The sequence below is a fragment of the Rhizobium lentis genome (assembly GCF_017352135.1).
In the GTDB taxonomy this organism is placed as follows: Bacteria; Pseudomonadota; Alphaproteobacteria; order Rhizobiales; family Rhizobiaceae; genus Rhizobium; species Rhizobium lentis.
Genome location: NZ_CP071454.1, coordinates 2,774,686 through 2,791,751, shown reverse-complemented (window position 1 = coordinate 2,791,751; position 17,066 = coordinate 2,774,686). Strand labels below are relative to the sequence as shown.

The 17,066-nt window shown below is 62.5% G+C and carries 16 protein-coding genes; 10 read left to right on the top strand and 6 right to left on the bottom strand.

Translation table 11 applies throughout. The features are described 5' to 3' along the window. The first annotated feature begins 80 nt into the window (after nucleotides 1-80). Nucleotides 81-1,178 (top strand): chorismate synthase, encoded by a 1,098-nt coding sequence (aroC, locus tag J0663_RS13370; protein ID WP_207240797.1) that lies wholly within the window; start codon nucleotides 81-83, stop codon nucleotides 1,176-1,178. An 8-nt stretch (nucleotides 1,179-1,186) separates the two neighbouring features. Then, nucleotides 1,187-2,290 (top strand): 3,4-dihydroxy-2-butanone-4-phosphate synthase, encoded by a 1,104-nt coding sequence (ribB, locus tag J0663_RS13365; protein WP_207240796.1) that lies wholly within the window; start codon nucleotides 1,187-1,189, stop codon nucleotides 2,288-2,290. A gap of 249 nt (nucleotides 2,291-2,539) precedes the next feature. Here ribB and J0663_RS13360 read toward each other — a convergent pair whose 3' ends face one another. After that, nucleotides 2,540-3,730, bottom strand: coding sequence for a winged helix-turn-helix domain-containing protein (locus J0663_RS13360; protein WP_207240795.1), 1,191 nt, complete (start codon nucleotides 3,728-3,730; stop codon nucleotides 2,540-2,542). Nucleotides 3,731-4,044: 314 nt separating this feature from the next. Between J0663_RS13360 and J0663_RS13355 the strand changes: the two genes are divergently transcribed. From J0663_RS13355 to J0663_RS13345, 3 genes are read left to right on the top strand one after another with little or no spacing between them, the layout of a single operon-like run. Further along, nucleotides 4,045-4,719, top strand: a complete 675-nt coding sequence (locus J0663_RS13355; RefSeq protein ID WP_207240794.1) for an energy-coupling factor ABC transporter ATP-binding protein — start codon at nucleotides 4,045-4,047, stop codon at nucleotides 4,717-4,719. Further along, complete coding sequence (locus J0663_RS13350) at nucleotides 4,719-5,327, top strand: energy-coupling factor transporter transmembrane component T family protein (RefSeq protein WP_207240793.1); 609 nt, start codon at nucleotides 4,719-4,721, stop codon at nucleotides 5,325-5,327. The genes J0663_RS13355 and J0663_RS13350 overlap by 1 nt, the downstream gene beginning before the upstream one ends. Before the next feature lie 24 nt (nucleotides 5,328-5,351). Then, nucleotides 5,352-5,915 (top strand): biotin transporter BioY, encoded by a 564-nt coding sequence (locus J0663_RS13345; protein ID WP_207240792.1) that lies wholly within the window; start codon nucleotides 5,352-5,354, stop codon nucleotides 5,913-5,915. Between the two features lie 550 nt (nucleotides 5,916-6,465). On the opposite strand, the gene J0663_RS13340 is transcribed toward J0663_RS13345, so the two are convergent. The 4 genes from J0663_RS13340 to J0663_RS13325 all read right to left on the bottom strand — a co-directional run bounded on the left by J0663_RS13340 (nucleotide 6,466) and on the right by J0663_RS13325 (nucleotide 12,199). Beyond that, a complete protein-coding gene (locus tag J0663_RS13340) occupies nucleotides 6,466-7,569 on the bottom strand; it encodes a helix-turn-helix transcriptional regulator (protein WP_207240791.1) in 1,104 nt (367 codons plus the stop codon). A 253-nt stretch (nucleotides 7,570-7,822) separates the two neighbouring features. After that, the gene (locus tag J0663_RS13335) at nucleotides 7,823-9,169 is read right to left on the bottom strand and encodes an SLC13 family permease (RefSeq protein WP_207240790.1); all 1,347 of its coding nucleotides are present in this window, start codon (nucleotides 9,167-9,169) and stop codon (nucleotides 7,823-7,825) included. A 94-nt stretch (nucleotides 9,170-9,263) separates the two neighbouring features. Continuing rightward, a complete protein-coding gene (locus J0663_RS13330; RefSeq protein ID WP_207240789.1) occupies nucleotides 9,264-10,778 on the bottom strand; it encodes a malonate--CoA ligase in 1,515 nt (504 codons plus the stop codon). Further along, nucleotides 10,775-12,199 carry a malonyl-CoA decarboxylase gene (locus tag J0663_RS13325; protein ID WP_207240788.1) on the bottom strand — a complete coding sequence of 475 codons (1,425 nt, stop codon included), beginning with the start codon at nucleotides 12,197-12,199 and terminating at the stop codon, nucleotides 10,775-10,777. Before J0663_RS13325 ends, J0663_RS13330 begins: the two co-directional genes overlap by 4 nt. 158 nt (nucleotides 12,200-12,357) lie before the next feature. Here J0663_RS13325 and J0663_RS13320 point away from each other — a divergent pair, with 158 nt between their 5' ends. Continuing rightward, entirely contained in the window at nucleotides 12,358-13,008 is a 651-nt protein-coding gene (locus J0663_RS13320; protein ID WP_207240787.1) for a GntR family transcriptional regulator, read from the top strand. 293 nt (nucleotides 13,009-13,301) lie between these two features. On the opposite strand, the gene J0663_RS13315 is transcribed toward J0663_RS13320, so the two are convergent. Further along, a complete protein-coding gene (locus J0663_RS13315; protein ID WP_207240786.1) occupies nucleotides 13,302-13,703 on the bottom strand; it encodes an acyl-CoA thioesterase in 402 nt (133 codons plus the stop codon). Between the two features lie 291 nt (nucleotides 13,704-13,994). On the opposite strand from J0663_RS13315, the gene J0663_RS13310 reads away from it, so the two are divergent. The 4 genes from J0663_RS13310 (at nucleotide 13,995) to J0663_RS13295 (ending at nucleotide 17,051) form a co-directional block, all read left to right on the top strand. After that, nucleotides 13,995-14,930, top strand: coding sequence for a histone deacetylase family protein (locus J0663_RS13310; RefSeq protein ID WP_207240785.1), 936 nt, complete (start codon nucleotides 13,995-13,997; stop codon nucleotides 14,928-14,930). A 2-nt stretch (nucleotides 14,931-14,932) separates the two neighbouring features. Then, complete coding sequence (locus J0663_RS13305) at nucleotides 14,933-15,184, top strand: exodeoxyribonuclease VII small subunit (RefSeq protein ID WP_003545921.1); 252 nt, start codon at nucleotides 14,933-14,935, stop codon at nucleotides 15,182-15,184. Between the two features lie 86 nt (nucleotides 15,185-15,270). After that, on the top strand, nucleotides 15,271-16,038 hold the full coding sequence (locus J0663_RS13300; protein ID WP_207240784.1) for an SDR family NAD(P)-dependent oxidoreductase: 768 nt from the start codon (nucleotides 15,271-15,273) through the stop codon (nucleotides 16,036-16,038). Nucleotides 16,039-16,127: 89 nt separating this feature from the next. Next, nucleotides 16,128-17,051, top strand: a complete 924-nt coding sequence (locus J0663_RS13295; RefSeq protein ID WP_207240783.1) for a pirin family protein — start codon at nucleotides 16,128-16,130, stop codon at nucleotides 17,049-17,051. Nucleotides 17,052-17,066: the final 15 nt, after the last annotated feature.

Below are 17,066 nucleotides of genomic sequence, written 5' to 3'. Positions count from 1 at the left end.
TTTGGCCTATGAGTGTCGCGCCTTATCAAGCAATGGCGCGGCCGGCGGCGACCGGCGCTCAGGCGCCACCGTGGGAACAAATGTCGCACAATACATTCGGTCACCTCTTCCGCGTAACCACCTGGGGCGAAAGCCATGGTCCGGCGCTCGGATGCGTCGTTGACGGCTGCCCTCCGGGGCTGCGCTTCAAGCTTGCCGACCTGCAGGTCTGGCTCGACAAGCGCAAGCCCGGCCAATCCCGCTTTGTCACCCAGCGGCGTGAGGACGACCTGGTGAAGGTGCTGTCCGGCGTCATGCTCGATGCCGACGGCGAGACGATGACGACCACCGGCACGCCGATCTCCCTGCTGATCGAGAATACCGACCAGCGCTCCAAGGATTATGGCGAGATCGCCCGGCAATACCGCCCCGGTCATGCCGACTATACCTATGACCTCAAATACGGCATTCGCGACTATCGCGGCGGCGGCCGCTCCTCTGCGCGCGAGACCGCAGCCCGCGTGGCAGCCGGCGGCATCGCCAGACTCGTCGTACCCGGCGTGACGGTGCGCGGCGCGCTGGTGCAGATCGGTAAGCACAAGATCGACCGGCGCAACTGGGACTGGGAACAGGTCGGGCAGAATCCATTCTTTTCCCCCGATGCGGCGATCGTGCCGGTCTGGGAGGAGTATCTCGACGGCATCCGCAAGGCCGGCTCGTCGATCGGCGCGGTGATCGAAGTGATCGCCGAAGGTGTGCCCGCCGGTCTCGGCGCGCCGATCTATGCCAAGCTCGACCAGGACATCGCCTCGCTGCTGATGTCGATCAACGCCGTCAAGGGCGTCGAGATCGGCAATGGATTTGCCGCCGCCGAGACCTCGGGCGAAGACAATGCCGACGAGATGCGCATGGGCAATGACGGCACGCCGATCTTCCTTTCCAACAATGCCGGCGGTATTCTCGGGGGGATCTCGACCGGACAGCCGATCGTCGCGCGTTTCGCCGTCAAGCCGACCTCGTCGATCCTGACCGAGCGCCAGTCGATCGATGCCGACGGCAAGAATGTCGACGTGCGCACCAAGGGCCGGCACGACCCCTGCGTCGGCATCCGCGCCGTACCGATCGGCGAAGCGATGGTCGCCTGCGCCATCGCCGATCATTATCTTCGCGACCGCGGCCAGACCGGCCGGCTGAAATAGGAGCGTCCATGTCTTACGATCAGAAGCGCGTCGTCGACGCCATCAGGGCCTTCGAGGCCGGCGAAATCGTCGTCGTCATGGACGACAATGACCGCGAAAACGAGGGCGACCTGATCGTTGCCGCCGTGCACACCACGCCGGAGAAGATGGCTTTCATCGTGCGTCACACCTCCGGCATCGTCTGTGCGCCGATGCCGAAGGAAGAGGCCAAGCGCCTCAACCTCAACGCCATGGTGGCCGAGAACGATTCTGCCCATACGACCGCCTTCACCGTCTCAGTCGACTTCAAGCACGGCACGACGACCGGCATCTCGGCCGACGACCGGACGCTGACGGTGCGCAACCTCGCCAATCCGAATGTTGGCGCCGCCGATTTCGTCCGCCCCGGCCACATCTTCCCGCTGGTGTCGCGCGAAGGCGGCGTGCTGATGCGCTCCGGCCATACCGAAGCGGCCGTCGATCTCTGCCGGCTCGCCGGCCTGCCGCCGATCGGCGTCATCTCCGAACTCGTCAATGACGACGGCACCGTCACCCGCGGTCCGCAGGTGGTCGAATTCGCCGAAAAGCACGGGCTGAAGCTCGTCTCCGTCGCCGATCTCATCGCCTATCGCCAGCGCAAGGAAACGCTGATCGAACAGGGGGCGAGCTTCGATATCGACACGCCGTTCGGCAAGGCAAAAGCCCACACCTATGCCCTGCCCTGGGATCCGATGCAGCATCTGGCCGTCGTCTTCGGCGACATCCGCGACGGCGTCGATATCCCGGTGCGCCTGCATCCGGAAAACGTCGCCGAGGATCTCTTCGGCAGGAATAGCCCGGTCGATTTCTACATGCAGAAGATTGCCGAGGAAGGCCGCGGCGTCATCGTCTATCTGCGCGAGGGCTCCGTCGGCGTCGGCCACACCGACAACGGCCGCAAGGCCCGCAGCCAGGGCCGCGAAGCCCATGCCGAAGCCCAGTCGCGCGAGAGCGAATGGCTGGAAATCGGCCTCGGCGCACAAATCCTCAAGGACCTCGGCGTCAGCTCGATCAAGCTCTTGACCAGCCGCGAGCGGCACTATGTCGGCCTGGAAGGTTTCGGCATCAAGATCAGCAAGACGGAGATCTGCTGAGCACTATTCCCTTCTCCCCAGCGGGGTCCGAAGGACGCTGCCGCCGGGCGGATAAAAAGGAATGAGGCGCCGTCGCGAACCTCTTCTCCCCAGCGGGGAGAAGTGCCGGAGCGATAGCGAGGCGATGAGGGGGTGAGCGGCGAAGCCGCGAATGCACGGAGCGTAAGCGAAGGGCAACAATGAGTGGTGTGCCGCGTAGCCCCCTCATCCGACCCTTCGGGCCACCTTCTCCCCGCTGGGGAGAAGGGACTACCCTCTCCACCCCTCCAGAAGCACCACCTTCTCCACTCCCGCAAACCGCGCCACCCGATCCAGCTCGGCCTCCAGCCTCTCCAGCCGCCCGGCCGAAGGTTTCACACCCGGTTCCAGCCAGAGCCGCCTGACGTCGAGCGTCGATTTCTTCCGGTCCGCCTTCATGTCGATGCGGCCGATCAGCCGGTCGCCTTCGAGCAGCGGGAAGACGTAATAGCCATATTCGCGCTTCGCCTCGGGCACGAACACCTCGATACGGTAGAAGAAGCCGAACAGGCGTTCGGTGCGGTTGCGGTCGCGGATCATCGGGTCGAAGGGGCTGAGCACGCGGATACGCGGCGGCGCGCCGGGATAGCTGTCGAGCGTCGAGAGGAAATCGGCAAAGGCCCAGGATGGCCGCGGCTTGGCGCCGAGCGCCGGCTCGATCAGCACTTCGGTCAGTTCGTCGCGATGGGCCGATACCCATGCCTTGGCCTCATCGGGAGAGACCAGGTTCCAAAAGGCTGCGATTTCGCCGTGAGTGGCAAACCCGAGGCGGGTAAGCGCGCTGCGGCAGGCCCAGTCGACAAAGTCTTCGCGGCTCACCTCAGCCTCGCGGAATTCGGCCGGGATGACGCGCTCGGTGAGATCATAGATCTTCTGGAAATTCGAGCGGCCGGCGATGGCCAGCTTGCCGATGTGCCAGAAATATTCGAGCGCCGTCTTGTTCGGATGCCAGTTCCACCAACCACCGGAGACGTGACCATCGGCCTTGACGTCGCGCGCCAGCATCGCGCCATCGCGCCGCACGCGCTCATAGGTCTCCTCGAAGGCCGCCTCGAAGCCCCCCCCGCGCCACTTGCGCCAGCGCTCGATCAAGACCTTCTCCTGGTGGCGGAACTTGTGCTTCCAATAGACGAAGAAGGCGCTCGGCAGGATGGAGGCATCGTGAGTCCAGTGCTCGAACAGCGCACGTTCCTTTTCGAGCAGCGCTTTCAGATGCTCACGCCGATAGGTTTGGTTGCGGGAAAACAGAATCTGATGATGCGCCCGCTCCACCGTCTGAATGCTGTCGACCTGGACGAAGCCGAGATCGTGGATCAGCTGCAGCAGGCCTGCCTTGGTCAAGGCGCGGTTCGGCGGCGCGCTCAACCCCTGCTTGGCGAGGAAGACACGGCGGGCATCGGGATTGGAAAGCAGATTCGTCATGGTCGCATCATAATCCGGAAAATCTTCCTAGCCACCCGATTATCCGCCCAAATGTCGACATCGCGATTTGCGCTTTCATCATCCTTGCTTCCCCGTATAGAAGCACTGCTGTCGGGTTGGCGCCAATGGCTGCCCCTCACCCTAACCCTCTCCCCGTAAACGGGGGCGAGGGGACGTGCCCTGCGAGAGGCCTGCGGGGAACCGAGAGGGCGCGGCATGGTCCCTTCCGCCCCGTTTACGGGGAGAAGGTGCCGGCAGGCGGATGAGGGGCCGGCATCGGCAACCCCTCCGGTAGAAAATGCGAGGGAGTTGGTTTGGATATTCGTTTCGAAAGTGCAGGGGTGAATTTCGGCGCGCGGGTGGCGCTGGAGCCGCTGACGCTCGGCATCAGCGGCAAACGCGTCGGCGTCATCGGGCTCAACGGCTCGGGCAAGACCACCTTTGCGCGGCTGATCAACGGGCTGACGAAGCCGACCACCGGCCGCGTCATCGTCAACGGCCGCGACATGGCCGACGAGAAGACCGCTGCGGCCGATGTCGGCTTCATCTTCCAGTCGCCGCAGAACCAGATCATCCTGCCGATCGTCAAGGACGACATCGCCTTCGGGTTGAAGCGGCGCGGCTTCAGCAAGACGGAAATCGAGGCGAGGGTCGCGGGCGTGCTTGCCCGCTTCGGCGCCGAGGCGCTCGCCGATCGGCGGGCGCACGAGCTTTCCGGCGGCGAGCTGCAGCTGGCCGCCCTTTGTTCGGTGCTGGCGACCGGCCCTGGCATTCTCATCCTCGACGAGCCGACCAACCAGCTCGACCTGAAGAACCGGGCGCTGGTGGAAAGGATCATCGCCGGACTGCCCGAGAGCGCCATCGTCATCACCCACGACCTCGAGCTGATCGCCGGTTTCGAGCGGGTGCTTGTGTTTCACGAAGGGCGGCTTGCCGCCGATGCGCCGGCGGCCGAGGCGGTCGCGCGCTACCGGGAGATCGCCGCCTGATGCAGACGCTCTATGTCGAAGGCAACAGCCCGATGCACCGGCTCTCGCCGCGGGTGAAGCTGTTGTCGCTGACGGCCTTCGCCATCCTGCTGTTCATCACCGATAATCTCCTGCTGCTCTCGGGCGCCGTGCTGGTGACGGCGGTTCTCTACGGCACGATCGGGCTGCCGCCTGGCGATGCGTTGCGGCGGCTGCGGCCGATCTTCGTGACAATTGCCGTCGTCGCCCTCTTCAACTTCGTCTTCAATCCCTGGCAGGCGGCGCTCGTGCCCCTGCTGCGGCTGACGGCGCTGATGTTGCTCGCCGCCGCCGTGACGGCGACGACGTCGATTACCGAATTCATCGACGAGGTGACGGCGCTTGCCCGGCCGCTCGAACGCACCGGCCGGGTGCAGGCAGACGATATCGGGCTGGCTCTCGGGTTGGTGCTGCGTTTCGTGCCTGACATCGTCGATCGTTACCGGGCAATCCGCGAGGCGCATCGGGCGCGTGGGCTGAAGGTCAGGCCGACGAGCCTGCTTGCGCCGCTGATCATCCTGACGCTCAAGGATGCGGATAATGTCGCTGCCGCGATTGACGCGCGCGGCATTCGGCGGCATGGGAGTTAAGGATCTATTAATTCGGAGTTCATGATGAGCACCCGCGACCTCGTTCTTGCCGCCCTCTTTGCCGCGATCATCGTGGCGCTCGGCCTGTTGCCGCCGATTTCGCTCGGCTTCATTCCGGTGCCGATCACCGCCCAGTCGCTCGGCGTCATGATGGCAGGCGTCGTGCTCGGCGCCCGGCGCGGCGCGATTGCCGTGCTGATCGTCCTGCTCTTGGTCGCAATCGGCCTGCCGGTGCTCTCCGGCGGTCGCGGCGGCCTTGCGATCTTCGCTTCGCCGACGGCCGGCTTCCTCGTCGGCTGGATCTTCGGCGCCTTCGTCACCGGCTATCTGAGCGAGCGGCTGGTCGACGACAAGCAGTCCGGCCTGGTGCAGACGGTGAGCTTCTTCCTCGCCGCCATGATCGGCGGCGTCGTCGTCCTCTATGCTTTCGGCATCACCTATCTCGCGACCGCAGCCGGCATGGGCTTCCCGAAAGCCTTCCTCGGCTCGATGGCCTTCATTCCTGGCGACGTGATCAAGGCCTTCGTCGCCGCCCTCCTCGGCCGCGCCGTCATGGTCGGCTATCCCCTGCTGCCGGCGCGCGCCTGAGCGCCTCGAGCTGAAATAACATGCGATGGCCGTCTTCACCCGAAGGCGGCCATTTGCGTTGCGGCACGCTGGGACCGCTCGCCTGCGGCGCAAGCGCTGCGTCTTCATGCTGATTGGGTGAGGAAGGAAGCCTTGCTGGGAGCGAGGCGCGGCCTGGAACGCAGGCAACAAAAAACCGCCTTGAGGCGGTCGGGCATTCTATCGATTACAGTTTGATCTAGTCTCCTCCACCTCCGTCGCCGCCGCCGTCACAGCCGCCGTCTCCCGAGACGTCGAACCAGCCTCCTCCGCCACCGGAGCTTTTTGACCTGAACTTGCCACTTCCAACGAGCAGGGCAAATATCAGGGCGCCGTACGCAATGATGAAGGCATTCGATAAAAATGTGATCAATCAGTCTCCTTTCGTTCGCTTCAGGAAAGCTTGTTTCCTGATAAAAACTATAGGCTATTTTTCGATTTCCGCAATAGCTTCAATATGAAGCTTTTATGACATCCAGGTCCGGCCTGAACAAGCGGCTGACACGTGGCACCATTTGCGGGGTGAGTCCCTTCACCGCATCAGCAGCGACACCAGGCCGACCCGGGAATTGACGCCGAGCTTCGAATAGATGTTTCTGAGGTGTGTCCTGACCGTCTCGTAGCTGATGTCGTCGGCGACCGCCACTTCTCTCGGCGACTGGCCCGATGCGATGCTCGAGGCGATCCGGATTTCGGTGGCGGTCAGCTTATAAAGCTGCATCAGCAAATCGCGCCGCTCGTTGAGCGGCGTCGCCACGATCGGCTCGACAATCACCCCCACGGTCGGCCCTTCCAGAAACTCTGTGAACGCATCGGAGTGCAGCCGGACAAGGGTGATGCGATAGTTATCCTGTTCCCTGCCCTTGACGATCGCCGAGTGCGGTTGGGTCTGCACGCCGTTTCTGGAAGTCAGGAATTCAAGCACCGCCGCTGATTTCGCGCATTCAAGCGCGAGGGTGCCGTCGGCGGCGATCCGCACAGGCAAGCCGGCGGCCAACAAGGCCTCTGCGCTTTTGTTCCAACGACGGGCTTTCCGTTGCTCCGTGACATAAATCAATCCGATGCCGATGCTGTCGAACAGAGCCTGCGTTGCCTGCTCGTGCGGCGCGAAGAGATCGCGCTTGCGGATGAAGTCGAAGGCTCTCTTCAGATGCGGAGCGAGCTGCGTGTAGAGCTTGGCCGCCTCGCTATTGAGATCGGGGTCGGCGGAAGTTGTGCAGGCCGAAAGGATGAAGGTGCGGTTTTCCTCGCGAATGATCGAGACGCCGACGCTCGTCTCGCATCCGGTCTGCCGCTTCAGCCAGTCATTGTAAAACTCCGATTTGACCAGCTCCTCGCGCGGAACGATCTCGTCGCCACACAAGCCCTGGCCGACGGGCACGAGATCCAATCTCGGAATCCAGGGATTGACCGAGGCGAAGTGACTCATGAACTGATCAATCTCGGACTGCGAAAACCCCGACATGAAGGGAACATGGGCGACGGACGAGGTCAGGTCGTGATAGTGAAGCGCCGCCTTGCCGCCCGGCGACGTCTGCGCAAGGCGGTCCAGGAAATCCTGCCAACTGCACTCTCCGAACAGACTTCCATAAATCATATCCGTCAGAAGAGATGAGACGTCAGTCGATTGAATCATGTGTGATTTTCAACGTGAGCGAATGAAAGCATCTTCGAATATTGAATAGTGTTGTCTTCGCAAATGCAATGGAATTCGAACATTAACGACAGCTTATCTATTCCGTACAGCAATGAATACTACAACCTCAGCATGTTATTCCTTCACGCGCATTATATCTTGCGGTTGACGCCTTCCGCGCCAGGGGGAGTTGGAACTCGGAATGCCTTCCCCACGACGCGAATGCGAAAGCGATCCGCTTACCGGCCCGTCGTCAAACCAGTCCCGGCACGACGAACACCAGCCAGGCGACGATCGGGCCGATGATGGCGATCAGCGCGCTGTAGATCAGCAGCTGCCGCAGCACCTGCTCGCGCCAGTCGCCCGGCGCATTGGCGACAACGAGCGCACCATTGGTGGAGAAAGGGCTGGTGTCGACGATCGTCGTCGAGATGGCGATCGCCGCGACCACGCCGACGGCGCTGACGTGCCCCTGCAGGAGGAAGGGAACGGCGAGCGGGATGATGGCGCCGAGCAGCGCGGTCGAGGAGGCGAAGGCCGAGACGATGGCGCCGGTAAAGCAAAGCAGGAGCGCCACCAGCAGCGGCATGCCGAGACTGGATATGCCGTTCGCCACGTAGTCGACTGTCCCGGCCTTCTCCATGACGCCTACATATGTGATAATGCCGGCAATCAGCAGCACGGTCGACCAGCTGACCTTGTCGATTGCCGCCTTCTGGGTCTTCGGTGACAAGAGCGCCAGGGCGACGGCCACGGTCATGGCGACGAGACCGACGTTAAACTTGAAGACCAGGGCGCCGATGCCGAGCGCCGTCAGGCCGATCAGGGTGGTAATTCTCTCGTTGTTCAGGCGCAGCCCCGTCGCAGTATCGGCCGCCGTGCCGTAGGCATGTTCGCGGATCGGTTTTGCCGGCGTGCCGCCGTGACCTCTGATCGATGCCGATACGCCCTCTGGATGCAGTTCGGGCAAGGGGCCAAGCGATTCGGGGTCCTGTTTCATCACCTTTGCGCCGCCGAAAATGAAAAAGACCAGCACCGCGATCGCCAGATTGAAGAAGAAGCTGGAGAGAAACAGCGAGGTCGGCGCGAAAGGCAGGCCGGCCTTGGCAACGATCTGATTGGTGATCCCGCCATAGATGCTGATCGGCGAAAAGCCGCCCGCCTGCGCGCCGTGGATCACCATCAGGCCCATCATGACCGGGTGAATGCGATACTGCACGGCAAAGCTCAAGGCGACGGGTGCGAGAATGGCGACCGCGGCGGGACCAAGGGCACCGAAACCGGTTATGACGGCGGCGACGAGAAACATCACCCAGGGAATCAAGCCGATCCGCCCGCGCACCAAGCGGACGGCGCATTCGACGAGCCAGTCGATCGTGCCGTTGATTTGCGCTATGGCGAAGAGGTAGGTGACGGCGACGAGCGTCAGGAACAGATCGCTCGGAAAACCGGCGAATATATCGTTGGTTTTCATGCCGATAACGAGGGAGCCGAGCACGAAGGCGCCGGCAAAGGCGAGCGCGCCCATGTTGATCGGCTGGATCGTCGCAATGATGAACATGGCGACCAGCAGGCCTATGGCCAGTATTTCAATACCCATGATTCCCCTCCCTCCGGCGCCTCCAGCGCCGTAGCTGTTGTGTTCAAGATCGATGCGGGATGCCGACGCGCCCTCCTCCCAGAGGGCAGGCACCTTACGTTCTGGTGTAAAGATCGGCGTATTGCTGCCGCAGGATATTCTTCTGAACCTTGCCCATCGTGTTGCGCGGCAGGTCCTCGGCGAAGATGATACGCTTGGGTTGTTTGTAGCGGGCGAGACGGTCCTGGAGGGCGCTGACGATGGCCCTTTCATCGAGGACGGCGCCGGCCTTGCATACAACAACGGCGGTGACGCCCTCTCCGAAATCGGGATGCGGCACGCCGATGACGGCGCTCTCGACCACACCGTCGATCTGGTCGATCTCGCTCTCGACCTCCTTCGGATAGATGTTGTATCCGCCCGAAATCACCAGATCCTTGCCGCGGCCGACGATGCTGATATAGCCGTCCTGGTCAATCTTGCCGAGGTCGCCGCTGATGAAGAACCCGTCGGCGGTGAATTCGGCCGCGGTTTTCTCCGGCATGCGCCAATAGCCCTTGAAGACGTTCGGCCCCTTGATCTCGATCATACCGGTTTCTTCAGGCGGCAGCACCTGCCCGCTGGCGGGATCGGTGACGCGCACCGTCACCCCGGGCAGCGGGAAGCCGACCGTCCCGGCAATGCGTTTGCCCTCATAGGGGTTCGACGTGTTCATATTGGTTTCCGTCATGCCGTAGCGCTCGAGAATGGCGTGACCGGTGCGGGCCTGGAACTCGGTATGGGTTTCGGCAAGCAGCGGCGCCGAACCGGAAATGAACAAGCGCATGTTGGCGACCGCCGCTCTGTCGAGGCGCGGACTTTGCAGGAGACGCACGTAGAAGGTCGGCACACCCATCAGCATGGTTGCCTCAGGCATCAGCGAAATGACTTCGTCGGCATCGAATTTCGACAGCAGGAACATCGAGGCGCCGGCGAGCAGCGTGACATTCGTCGCGACAAACAGCCCGTGCGTGTGGAAGATCGGCAAGGCATGGATCAGCCGGTCGCCTGACGTGACGCGCCAATAATCCCGCAAGGTCAGGGCGTTCGAGAGCAGGTTTCCATGGGTGAGCATCGCCCCCTTGGAGCGTCCCGTCGTTCCCGAGGTGTAGAGGATCGCAGCCAGATCATCGGCGGCGCGCGAGGCATCGACAAAATCGGCCGGTTCGTCGCGGGCGAGATCCAGCAACGAGCCGCTGCCATCGGCATCGAGCGTTTCGACGATCGCGCCATGATTCCCAGCGATGGTCTCCACGCCTTGGCGAGCGGCCGACGCGACGACCACCAGACGCGGCTCGGCGTCGCCGATAAAATAGTCGAGCTCGGCCAGCGTATAAGCGGTGTTGAGCGGCAGGTAGACCACGCCCGTTCGAAGGCAGGCGAGATAGAGGATCAATGCCTCTGCACTTTTTTCGACTTGCACCGCCACCCGGTCGCCGGGGCGAATGCCGAGCGTGTCCATCGCGCTGGCAATGCGGCCGGAAAGGGCGAAGGCATCCTCGTAAGTCCATGTGCGCCCGCTGCCGAGCCGAATGAACGCTGCGTCGCCGGGCGCGGCAGCCCGCATGGCATCGAAAAGATGGTTGCTCATTTTCGCCCTCCTCCAAGCGTGGAATTCATCAGTTGCACGAATGCTCGAGAACCTTGCTGGCCATTGCCGCCACGGCGGCTTTCGTCTTTCTGGCTGAGCAGGCTTTTGACGGCCGGCGAGGCGATCACTTCGCCGCGCTGCGCCAGCGCTTCATGATTGGCCACGATGTCATCGAGCTTGTAGAGGTAGTTGACCATCAGGCCGTGTGCCTGCTGCATTGCCTTGGGCGAGCGGTCGCCGAGAAAATTCACGCGTTCAAGCCGAGCGCCGTTGCCGAGATGGAAGCGGGCGACGGGATCGACAGGACGGCCCTCCGGCGTCCGTTCGGTGAGGAAGTAGCGCGCCGCAAGCGGCAGCAACAAGCGCTCCATTTCGGCCGCGCCTTTCTCGCTGTCGGGCCAGTTCGGATCGTGGAGCAAGGCCAGTGTTTTGCGGGCGGCTTCAGACAGGACGCTGTCGGCACCCGCGGCGCCTGCCTTGGCAAGCCAGCGAGCAAAGCCGGGGACGGGCGACAGCGTGACGAAGTTCTTCAGGCCAGGCAGGTCTTTGCGCAGATCTTCCACAACCTGCTTGATTAGGAAATTGCCGAAGGAGATCCCGCGCAGGCCGTCCTGGCAATTGGAGATCGAATAGAAGACGGCAGTCGTCGCCTCGTCGGCATTTATCTGCTCCCTCCCCTCGTCGAGTACATCGGCGATCGCCTTCGGCACGGATCGGGTGAGCGCCACCTCGACGAACACCAGCGGCTCGTCGGCCAATCGGGGGTGGAAGAAGGCAAAGCATCGACGGTCGGCCGGCGCCAAGCGACGGCGCAACTCCTCCCAGCTGGCGATCTCGTGCACGGCCTCGTATTTGATGATCTTTTCGAGGATGTTTGCCGGCGTTGACCAGTCGATGGGCCGCAGCGTCAGAAAGCCGCGATTAAACCAGGAGCCGAACAGATGCGTGAAATCGGCATCCAGCGCGCGGTAGGCTTCGGATCGATCTTCGGAAGCAAGCAGCTGTTGACGCATGCGGACGAGCTTGGCCGTCCCGTTTGGCGCGTGGTTCAATCGGCGTAGGAGCTCCTGTCGCCGGGGCTCGGCTGCCTGGTGGAGCGCAATCACGGCGGTCGAACTCTTGTCGGTGCGGTAGCGTTCAATCGCCTGGTCGAGCTTGCTCACATCAGGCCCGAACCTTTCGTGAAGCATCTGGAGGAATGCCTGGGCGCCGTCGCTGTCGAGCGCTTCCCAGCGATCGAGAATCTCGGCCGCAAGCGCCATGCCGGATGCTTCACCGCGGCTTGAAAGCAGCATTTCACAGAGCGTATGGAGATCGGCTTTGGCGGCGGCCTGCGTGTTGCGGGGGCCGGAAAACAGAAGCTGGCGGCCGTGATCCGTTATGCTTTGCAGCATGTCGGTGAAGAAAGAAGCCTCGGGCATGCCATTCTCCTCTCTTCCGACGAACCCGTTAATGCAGCACTGGACATCGCTTCCCATCGCAGCGCTTCGTCGGTAGTATGTAGATTGTCATCTTTCGTACACGACGTCAACATTCGTGTATACAAGAATGGCGCTTATGTATGAAGGATGCGAGATAGATGTCCGAGAATGTCGGCCGGTGGCTTCGGGATGAGATTGAAAATGCGATACTTTCCTACGAATTCGCGCCTGGCGAGCGGCTTGATGAAACGGTGCTTGCCAATCGGTTCGGCGTATCGCGAACGCCGGTGCGCGAGGCGCTGATGCAGCTTGACGCGATCGGACTGATTGAAATCCGTCCGCGCCGGGGTGCGATCGTGATCGATCCGGGGCCGCACCGCATCTACGAGATGTTCGAGGTTATGGCGGAACTCGAGGGCCTGGCGGGGTCGCTTGCAGCACGCCGGCTGGACAAGGCTTCCCGCGAAGCAATCACCGCCACCCACAGCCGCTGCGAGCAATCGGCCGGCGCCGGCGACAGCGATGCCTATTATTATGACAATGAGGAATTCCATAAGGCCATCTACGCGGCCAGCCGAAGCGATTTCCTGCAGGAGCAATGCGTGCAATTGCATCGGCGCCTGCGCCCCTACCGCCGTCTTCAGCTGCGCGTGCGCAATCGCCTGTCGACGTCCTTCTCGGAACATTGCGCCATCGTCGATGCGATCTTTGCCGGAAACGGAGACGAAGCCCGCCGCCTGCTGCGAACACATGTGGGCATTCAAGGTGAGAGGTTCAGCGATCTGGTGGCAATCATGGCGTCGAGATGACGAGAGGCCCAAATTTCAGCCGGCGTAAAGCCGAGCCGCATCGAGGAGATCAAGGAAACCATCTGCGTAAAAACCGCAAGCACCGGGCTCTTACTCTTGAGGTTCATCTCCACGATGCGGGGAAACGAAAGTGTTTTTCTTATTGGGCCAGGCCGAGAGAAGTGGTTTCCAGAAATCCCGCAGCGCCAGAAGCAGCGCGGCTCTTTGTGTTCCATACATGAACGTCACGACGTCGTCGGCGTCCCACCGACCGGTCTCTCGCTCGTCCTTCATCGCTACCTGCCGCAACGCCCCTAATCCAAAAACCCATACAGCCAGTCGCGCGTTTCCTCCGGCAGCGAAGCCGGCAGCTGATCGTCTTTGGCGCGGGCCTGCCAGATGATTTCGACCTCGGCGGCGCGCTCCTCTCCCGTGTCGATCGAAACGAGGAAACCGATGGAGTGCGTGCCGATCTTGTCGATGGCGGCGGTGAAGATCACCGGCTCATCATGATGCAACGGGCGATGCAGCATGCAGGAGATCTTGCTGGCGCTATAGACCGGTTCATCGTCCACGTCGGGCCGCGCCGACCAGAAGCTCGCTATGACGGATTCAGCATAAGAAATATAGGAGGCTAGAAACATCTGGCCGTTCATATCGACATCACGAAACGGCACGCGTATTTCCGCCACCCCCGGGCGCTTCGACTGACTCATCAACAATACTGCCTTACACCATTCCCCCACATCGACATTACTGCATAATTGCTTGAATCGGAACTGCTTTTTAAGGACGAAATCTGCGATGGCTCAAGGTGTCGCCGCCGCCTTTCAAGTCGAGCAGAACACGCGACGTCGATGGGGCGATCTCCCTCGGGGCAAAAGCGGCGAAAGAAGGCTCGGCACTTCCCCAAGGCTGCAGCAGCGCTGCAGCGGCGCTTGTTGAAATCATCAGGCGATGCCCCATCTGCTGTGGAACATGACATAAGCGATCGATAGAGTGTCTCCATGAGCACCCGTCTTTACGAACACCCGATTTTCCTGGAGCATGTGACGCCCTCCGGCCACCCCGAGCGGTCCGACAGGATCCGCGCCATCAATGTCGCGCTGGAACATCCGAATTTCGAGCGGCTGGAGCGCCGTCAGGCGCCTCAGGCGAGCGAGGATGCCGTGCTGCTCGCCCATCCGGAAGAGCATCTGACGGCCGTCATGCGGGAAATCCCCGAGGAGGAAGATCGGATCAACCAGCTCGAAGCCGACACCTATGCCAGCGTCAAAAGCCTGCAGGCGGCGCTGACCGGCATCGGCGGGGCGATGGCGGCTGTCGATGACGTCTTTTCCGGCCAGGCCGACAATGTCTTTGTCGCCGCCCGCCCGCCTGGACATCATGCCGAGAAGATGACGGCAATGGGCTTCTGCTTCTTCAACAATGCGGCGATCGCCGCCCGCCATGCGCAGAAGAGGCATGGCGCCGAACGCGTCGCCATCGTCGACTGGGACGTGCACCACGGCAACGGCACCCAGGACATCTTCTGGGACGATGCCTCGGTGCTGTTCTGCTCGACGCATCAGATGCCGCTCTATCCCGGCACCGGCGCCAAGGAGGAGAAGGGCAAGCACAATACCATCGTCAATGCGCCGCTTTCGCCGAATGTCGGCAGCGACCATTTCCGCGAAGCGTTCAAATCGCGCGTGCTGCCGGCGCTCGACGATTTCCGGCCGGATCTGATCATCATCTCCGCCGGCTTCGACGCGCATCACCGCGATCCCCTGGCGCAGATTAACCTGACGGGCGAGGATTTCGACTGGGCAACCGGGCGCGTTCTCGAACTGGCGGACCGGCACGCGAAGAACCGGGTCGTCAGCCTGCTCGAAGGCGGCTATGATCTCGAGGGCCTCGCCGAATCGGCGGGCATGCATATTCTCAGAATGATGAAGGGTTGAGAATGACTGACAGCGCCAAGCCGGAAGTGTCCGGCCTTTCCTTCGAAAAGGCGGTCGCCGAACTCGAAAGCATCGTCGCCCGGCTGGAACGCGGCGACGTGGCGCTGGATGAATCCATCGAGATCTATGAGCGCGGCGAAGCGCTGAAGAAACATTGCGAGACGCTGCTTTCCGCGGCCGAAAACCGCATCGAGAAGATCAGGCTCGACCGCGCTGGCAAGCCGCAGGGCGTCGAGCCGCTTGATGGCGCCTGAGCGTAGCGAACGCTGCATTTGAAGACGCTTGGCGATCGGCTTTCGGTCGATCTATGATCCCTTCCGGAGCCACGAGGGGACAGACAATGACGGACAGATTGAAGGGCAAGGTCGCCATCATCTCGGGCGGCGCGACGGGCATGGGCGGCGCCGCCTCGAAGCTGTTTGCGGCCGAGGGCGCCCGCGTGGCGATCATCGACCGCAATGGCCAGGCTGCCGCCGAGACCGTGAAACAGATCCGTGATGCCGGCGGCGAGGCCGACTGCTGGACCGCCGATGTCTCGGACGAAACAGCCGTCAATGCTGCCGTGGCCGGCGTCGAGGAACGCTATGGCGCGGTAACCGTGCTCTTCAATCATGCCGGCACCATCGTCATCAAGCCTTTCCTGGAGACGACGCTTCAGGAATGGGACTGGCTGCACGCAGTCAATGTGCGCTCGATGTTCCTGATGACCAAGGCGGTGCTGCCGAAGATGATTGCCGCCGGCGGCGGATCGATCGTCTGCACTTCGTCGATCTCGGCGGTCGCCGCCACCCCGATGGAAGTGCTCTACGACACCACCAAGGGCGCGGTGCACATGTTTGCCCGCGCCATCGCCGTCGAGTTCCGCGACCGAAACATTCGCTGCAACGCCGTCTGCCCCGGTTTCATCCGCACGCCGCACGGGCTGCGCGAGGTCGCCGACCTGCAGGCGCTCGGCGTCGATGTTTCGGATGCCGCGATCGCCGCGCAGCAGGGACGGATCGGCGAACCGGAAGACGTGGCGCGGGCCGCCCTTTATCTCGCCAGCGATGAATCGAGCTTCGTCAATGGCGCTCATCTCTTCGTCGATAACGGCTTCACCGCGATCTGACATCCTGGAGCCTCTTCGGCACATCCTGTTGGACGCGCGGTGCTGCAGGGACTATCTGTGGTCGACGTCCCTGCAAGCGGAGATCCCTCATGTCCTTCTTTCCCGGTAAAGATCCCCTGCCCGGCGATGCCTTCGCCTGTGATGCGATCGAGAACCTGATCATTCCGCGCAGCAGCGATATCGGCGGCTTCCAGGTGCGGCGCGCGCTGCCGACGCGGCAGCGGCGGCTCGTCGGGCCCTTCATCTTCTTCGACCGCATGGGACCGGCGATCCTGAAGCCCAATGAGGCGCTCGACGTTAAGCCGCATCCGCATATCGGCCTGTCGACCGTTACCTACCTCTTCGACGGCGAGATCCGCCATCGCGACAGCCTCGGCACCGAAAAGGTCATTCGTCCCGGCGATATCAACCTGATGACGGCGGGCCGCGGCATCGTGCATTCCGAGCGCACACCGGACAATCTGCGCGGCCACCCGCTGCTGATGTCGGGACTGCAGACCTGGCTGGCACTTCCCGACGACAAGGAGGAGATCGATCCCTCCTTTGCCCATACGGAAAAAGCGGACATGCCGCTGATCGAGGCGAGCGGCGTGCGCGGGCGCGTCGTCATCGGCTCGTTTGAAGGCATGACGTCGCCGGTCGGCACGTTCTCCGACACGCTCTATGTCGATCTCGACCTGCAGCCGGGCGTCCGCTTTCCCTTCGGCGCCGGCCATGAGGAGCGCGCCGTCTACGTGCTGTCGGGCGAGGTGGTCATCGCAGGCGATCGCTTCGCCGCCGATCAGTTGCTGGTCTTCCGGCCCGGCGATCCTATCACGCTGGAAGCCGGCGCCGACGGCTGCCATCTGATGCTCTTCGGCGGCGCGGCACTGACTTCGAAGCGCTATATCTGGTGGAATTTCGTCTCCTCGTCGAAGGAGCGGATCGAAAAGGCCAAGGAGGAATGGCGCACCGGCCGCTTCGATATCGTGCCGGGCGACGAAGAGGAATTCGTGCCTCTGCCGGAAGGGTGACGGCGCCACCGCGCC

What these genes read in the sequence shown, in the direction of transcription:
- aroC (WP_207240797.1), top strand. Translation starts at nt 81, where the DNA reads ATGTCGCACAATACATTCGGTCACCTCTTCCGCGTAACCACCTGGGGC.
- ribB (WP_207240796.1), top strand. Translation starts at nt 1,187, where the DNA reads ATGTCTTACGATCAGAAGCGCGTCGTCGACGCCATCAGGGCCTTCGAG.
- J0663_RS13360 (WP_207240795.1), bottom strand. Translation starts at nt 3,730, where the DNA reads ATGACGAATCTGCTTTCCAATCCCGATGCCCGCCGTGTCTTCCTCGCC.
- J0663_RS13350 (WP_207240793.1), top strand. Translation starts at nt 4,719, where the DNA reads ATGCAGACGCTCTATGTCGAAGGCAACAGCCCGATGCACCGGCTCTCG.
- J0663_RS13345 (WP_207240792.1), top strand. Translation starts at nt 5,352, where the DNA reads ATGAGCACCCGCGACCTCGTTCTTGCCGCCCTCTTTGCCGCGATCATC.
- J0663_RS13340 (WP_207240791.1), bottom strand. Translation starts at nt 7,569, where the DNA reads ATGATTCAATCGACTGACGTCTCATCTCTTCTGACGGATATGATTTAT.
- J0663_RS13335 (WP_207240790.1), bottom strand. Translation starts at nt 9,169, where the DNA reads ATGGGTATTGAAATACTGGCCATAGGCCTGCTGGTCGCCATGTTCATC.
- J0663_RS13330 (WP_207240789.1), bottom strand. Translation starts at nt 10,778, where the DNA reads ATGAGCAACCATCTTTTCGATGCCATGCGGGCTGCCGCGCCCGGCGAC.
- J0663_RS13325 (WP_207240788.1), bottom strand. Translation starts at nt 12,199, where the DNA reads ATGCCCGAGGCTTCTTTCTTCACCGACATGCTGCAAAGCATAACGGAT.
- J0663_RS13320 (WP_207240787.1), top strand. Translation starts at nt 12,358, where the DNA reads ATGTCCGAGAATGTCGGCCGGTGGCTTCGGGATGAGATTGAAAATGCG.
- J0663_RS13315 (WP_207240786.1), bottom strand. Translation starts at nt 13,703, where the DNA reads ATGAGTCAGTCGAAGCGCCCGGGGGTGGCGGAAATACGCGTGCCGTTT.
- J0663_RS13310 (WP_207240785.1), top strand. Translation starts at nt 13,995, where the DNA reads ATGAGCACCCGTCTTTACGAACACCCGATTTTCCTGGAGCATGTGACG.
- J0663_RS13305 (WP_003545921.1), top strand. Translation starts at nt 14,933, where the DNA reads ATGACTGACAGCGCCAAGCCGGAAGTGTCCGGCCTTTCCTTCGAAAAG.
- J0663_RS13300 (WP_207240784.1), top strand. Translation starts at nt 15,271, where the DNA reads ATGACGGACAGATTGAAGGGCAAGGTCGCCATCATCTCGGGCGGCGCG.
- J0663_RS13295 (WP_207240783.1), top strand. Translation starts at nt 16,128, where the DNA reads ATGTCCTTCTTTCCCGGTAAAGATCCCCTGCCCGGCGATGCCTTCGCC.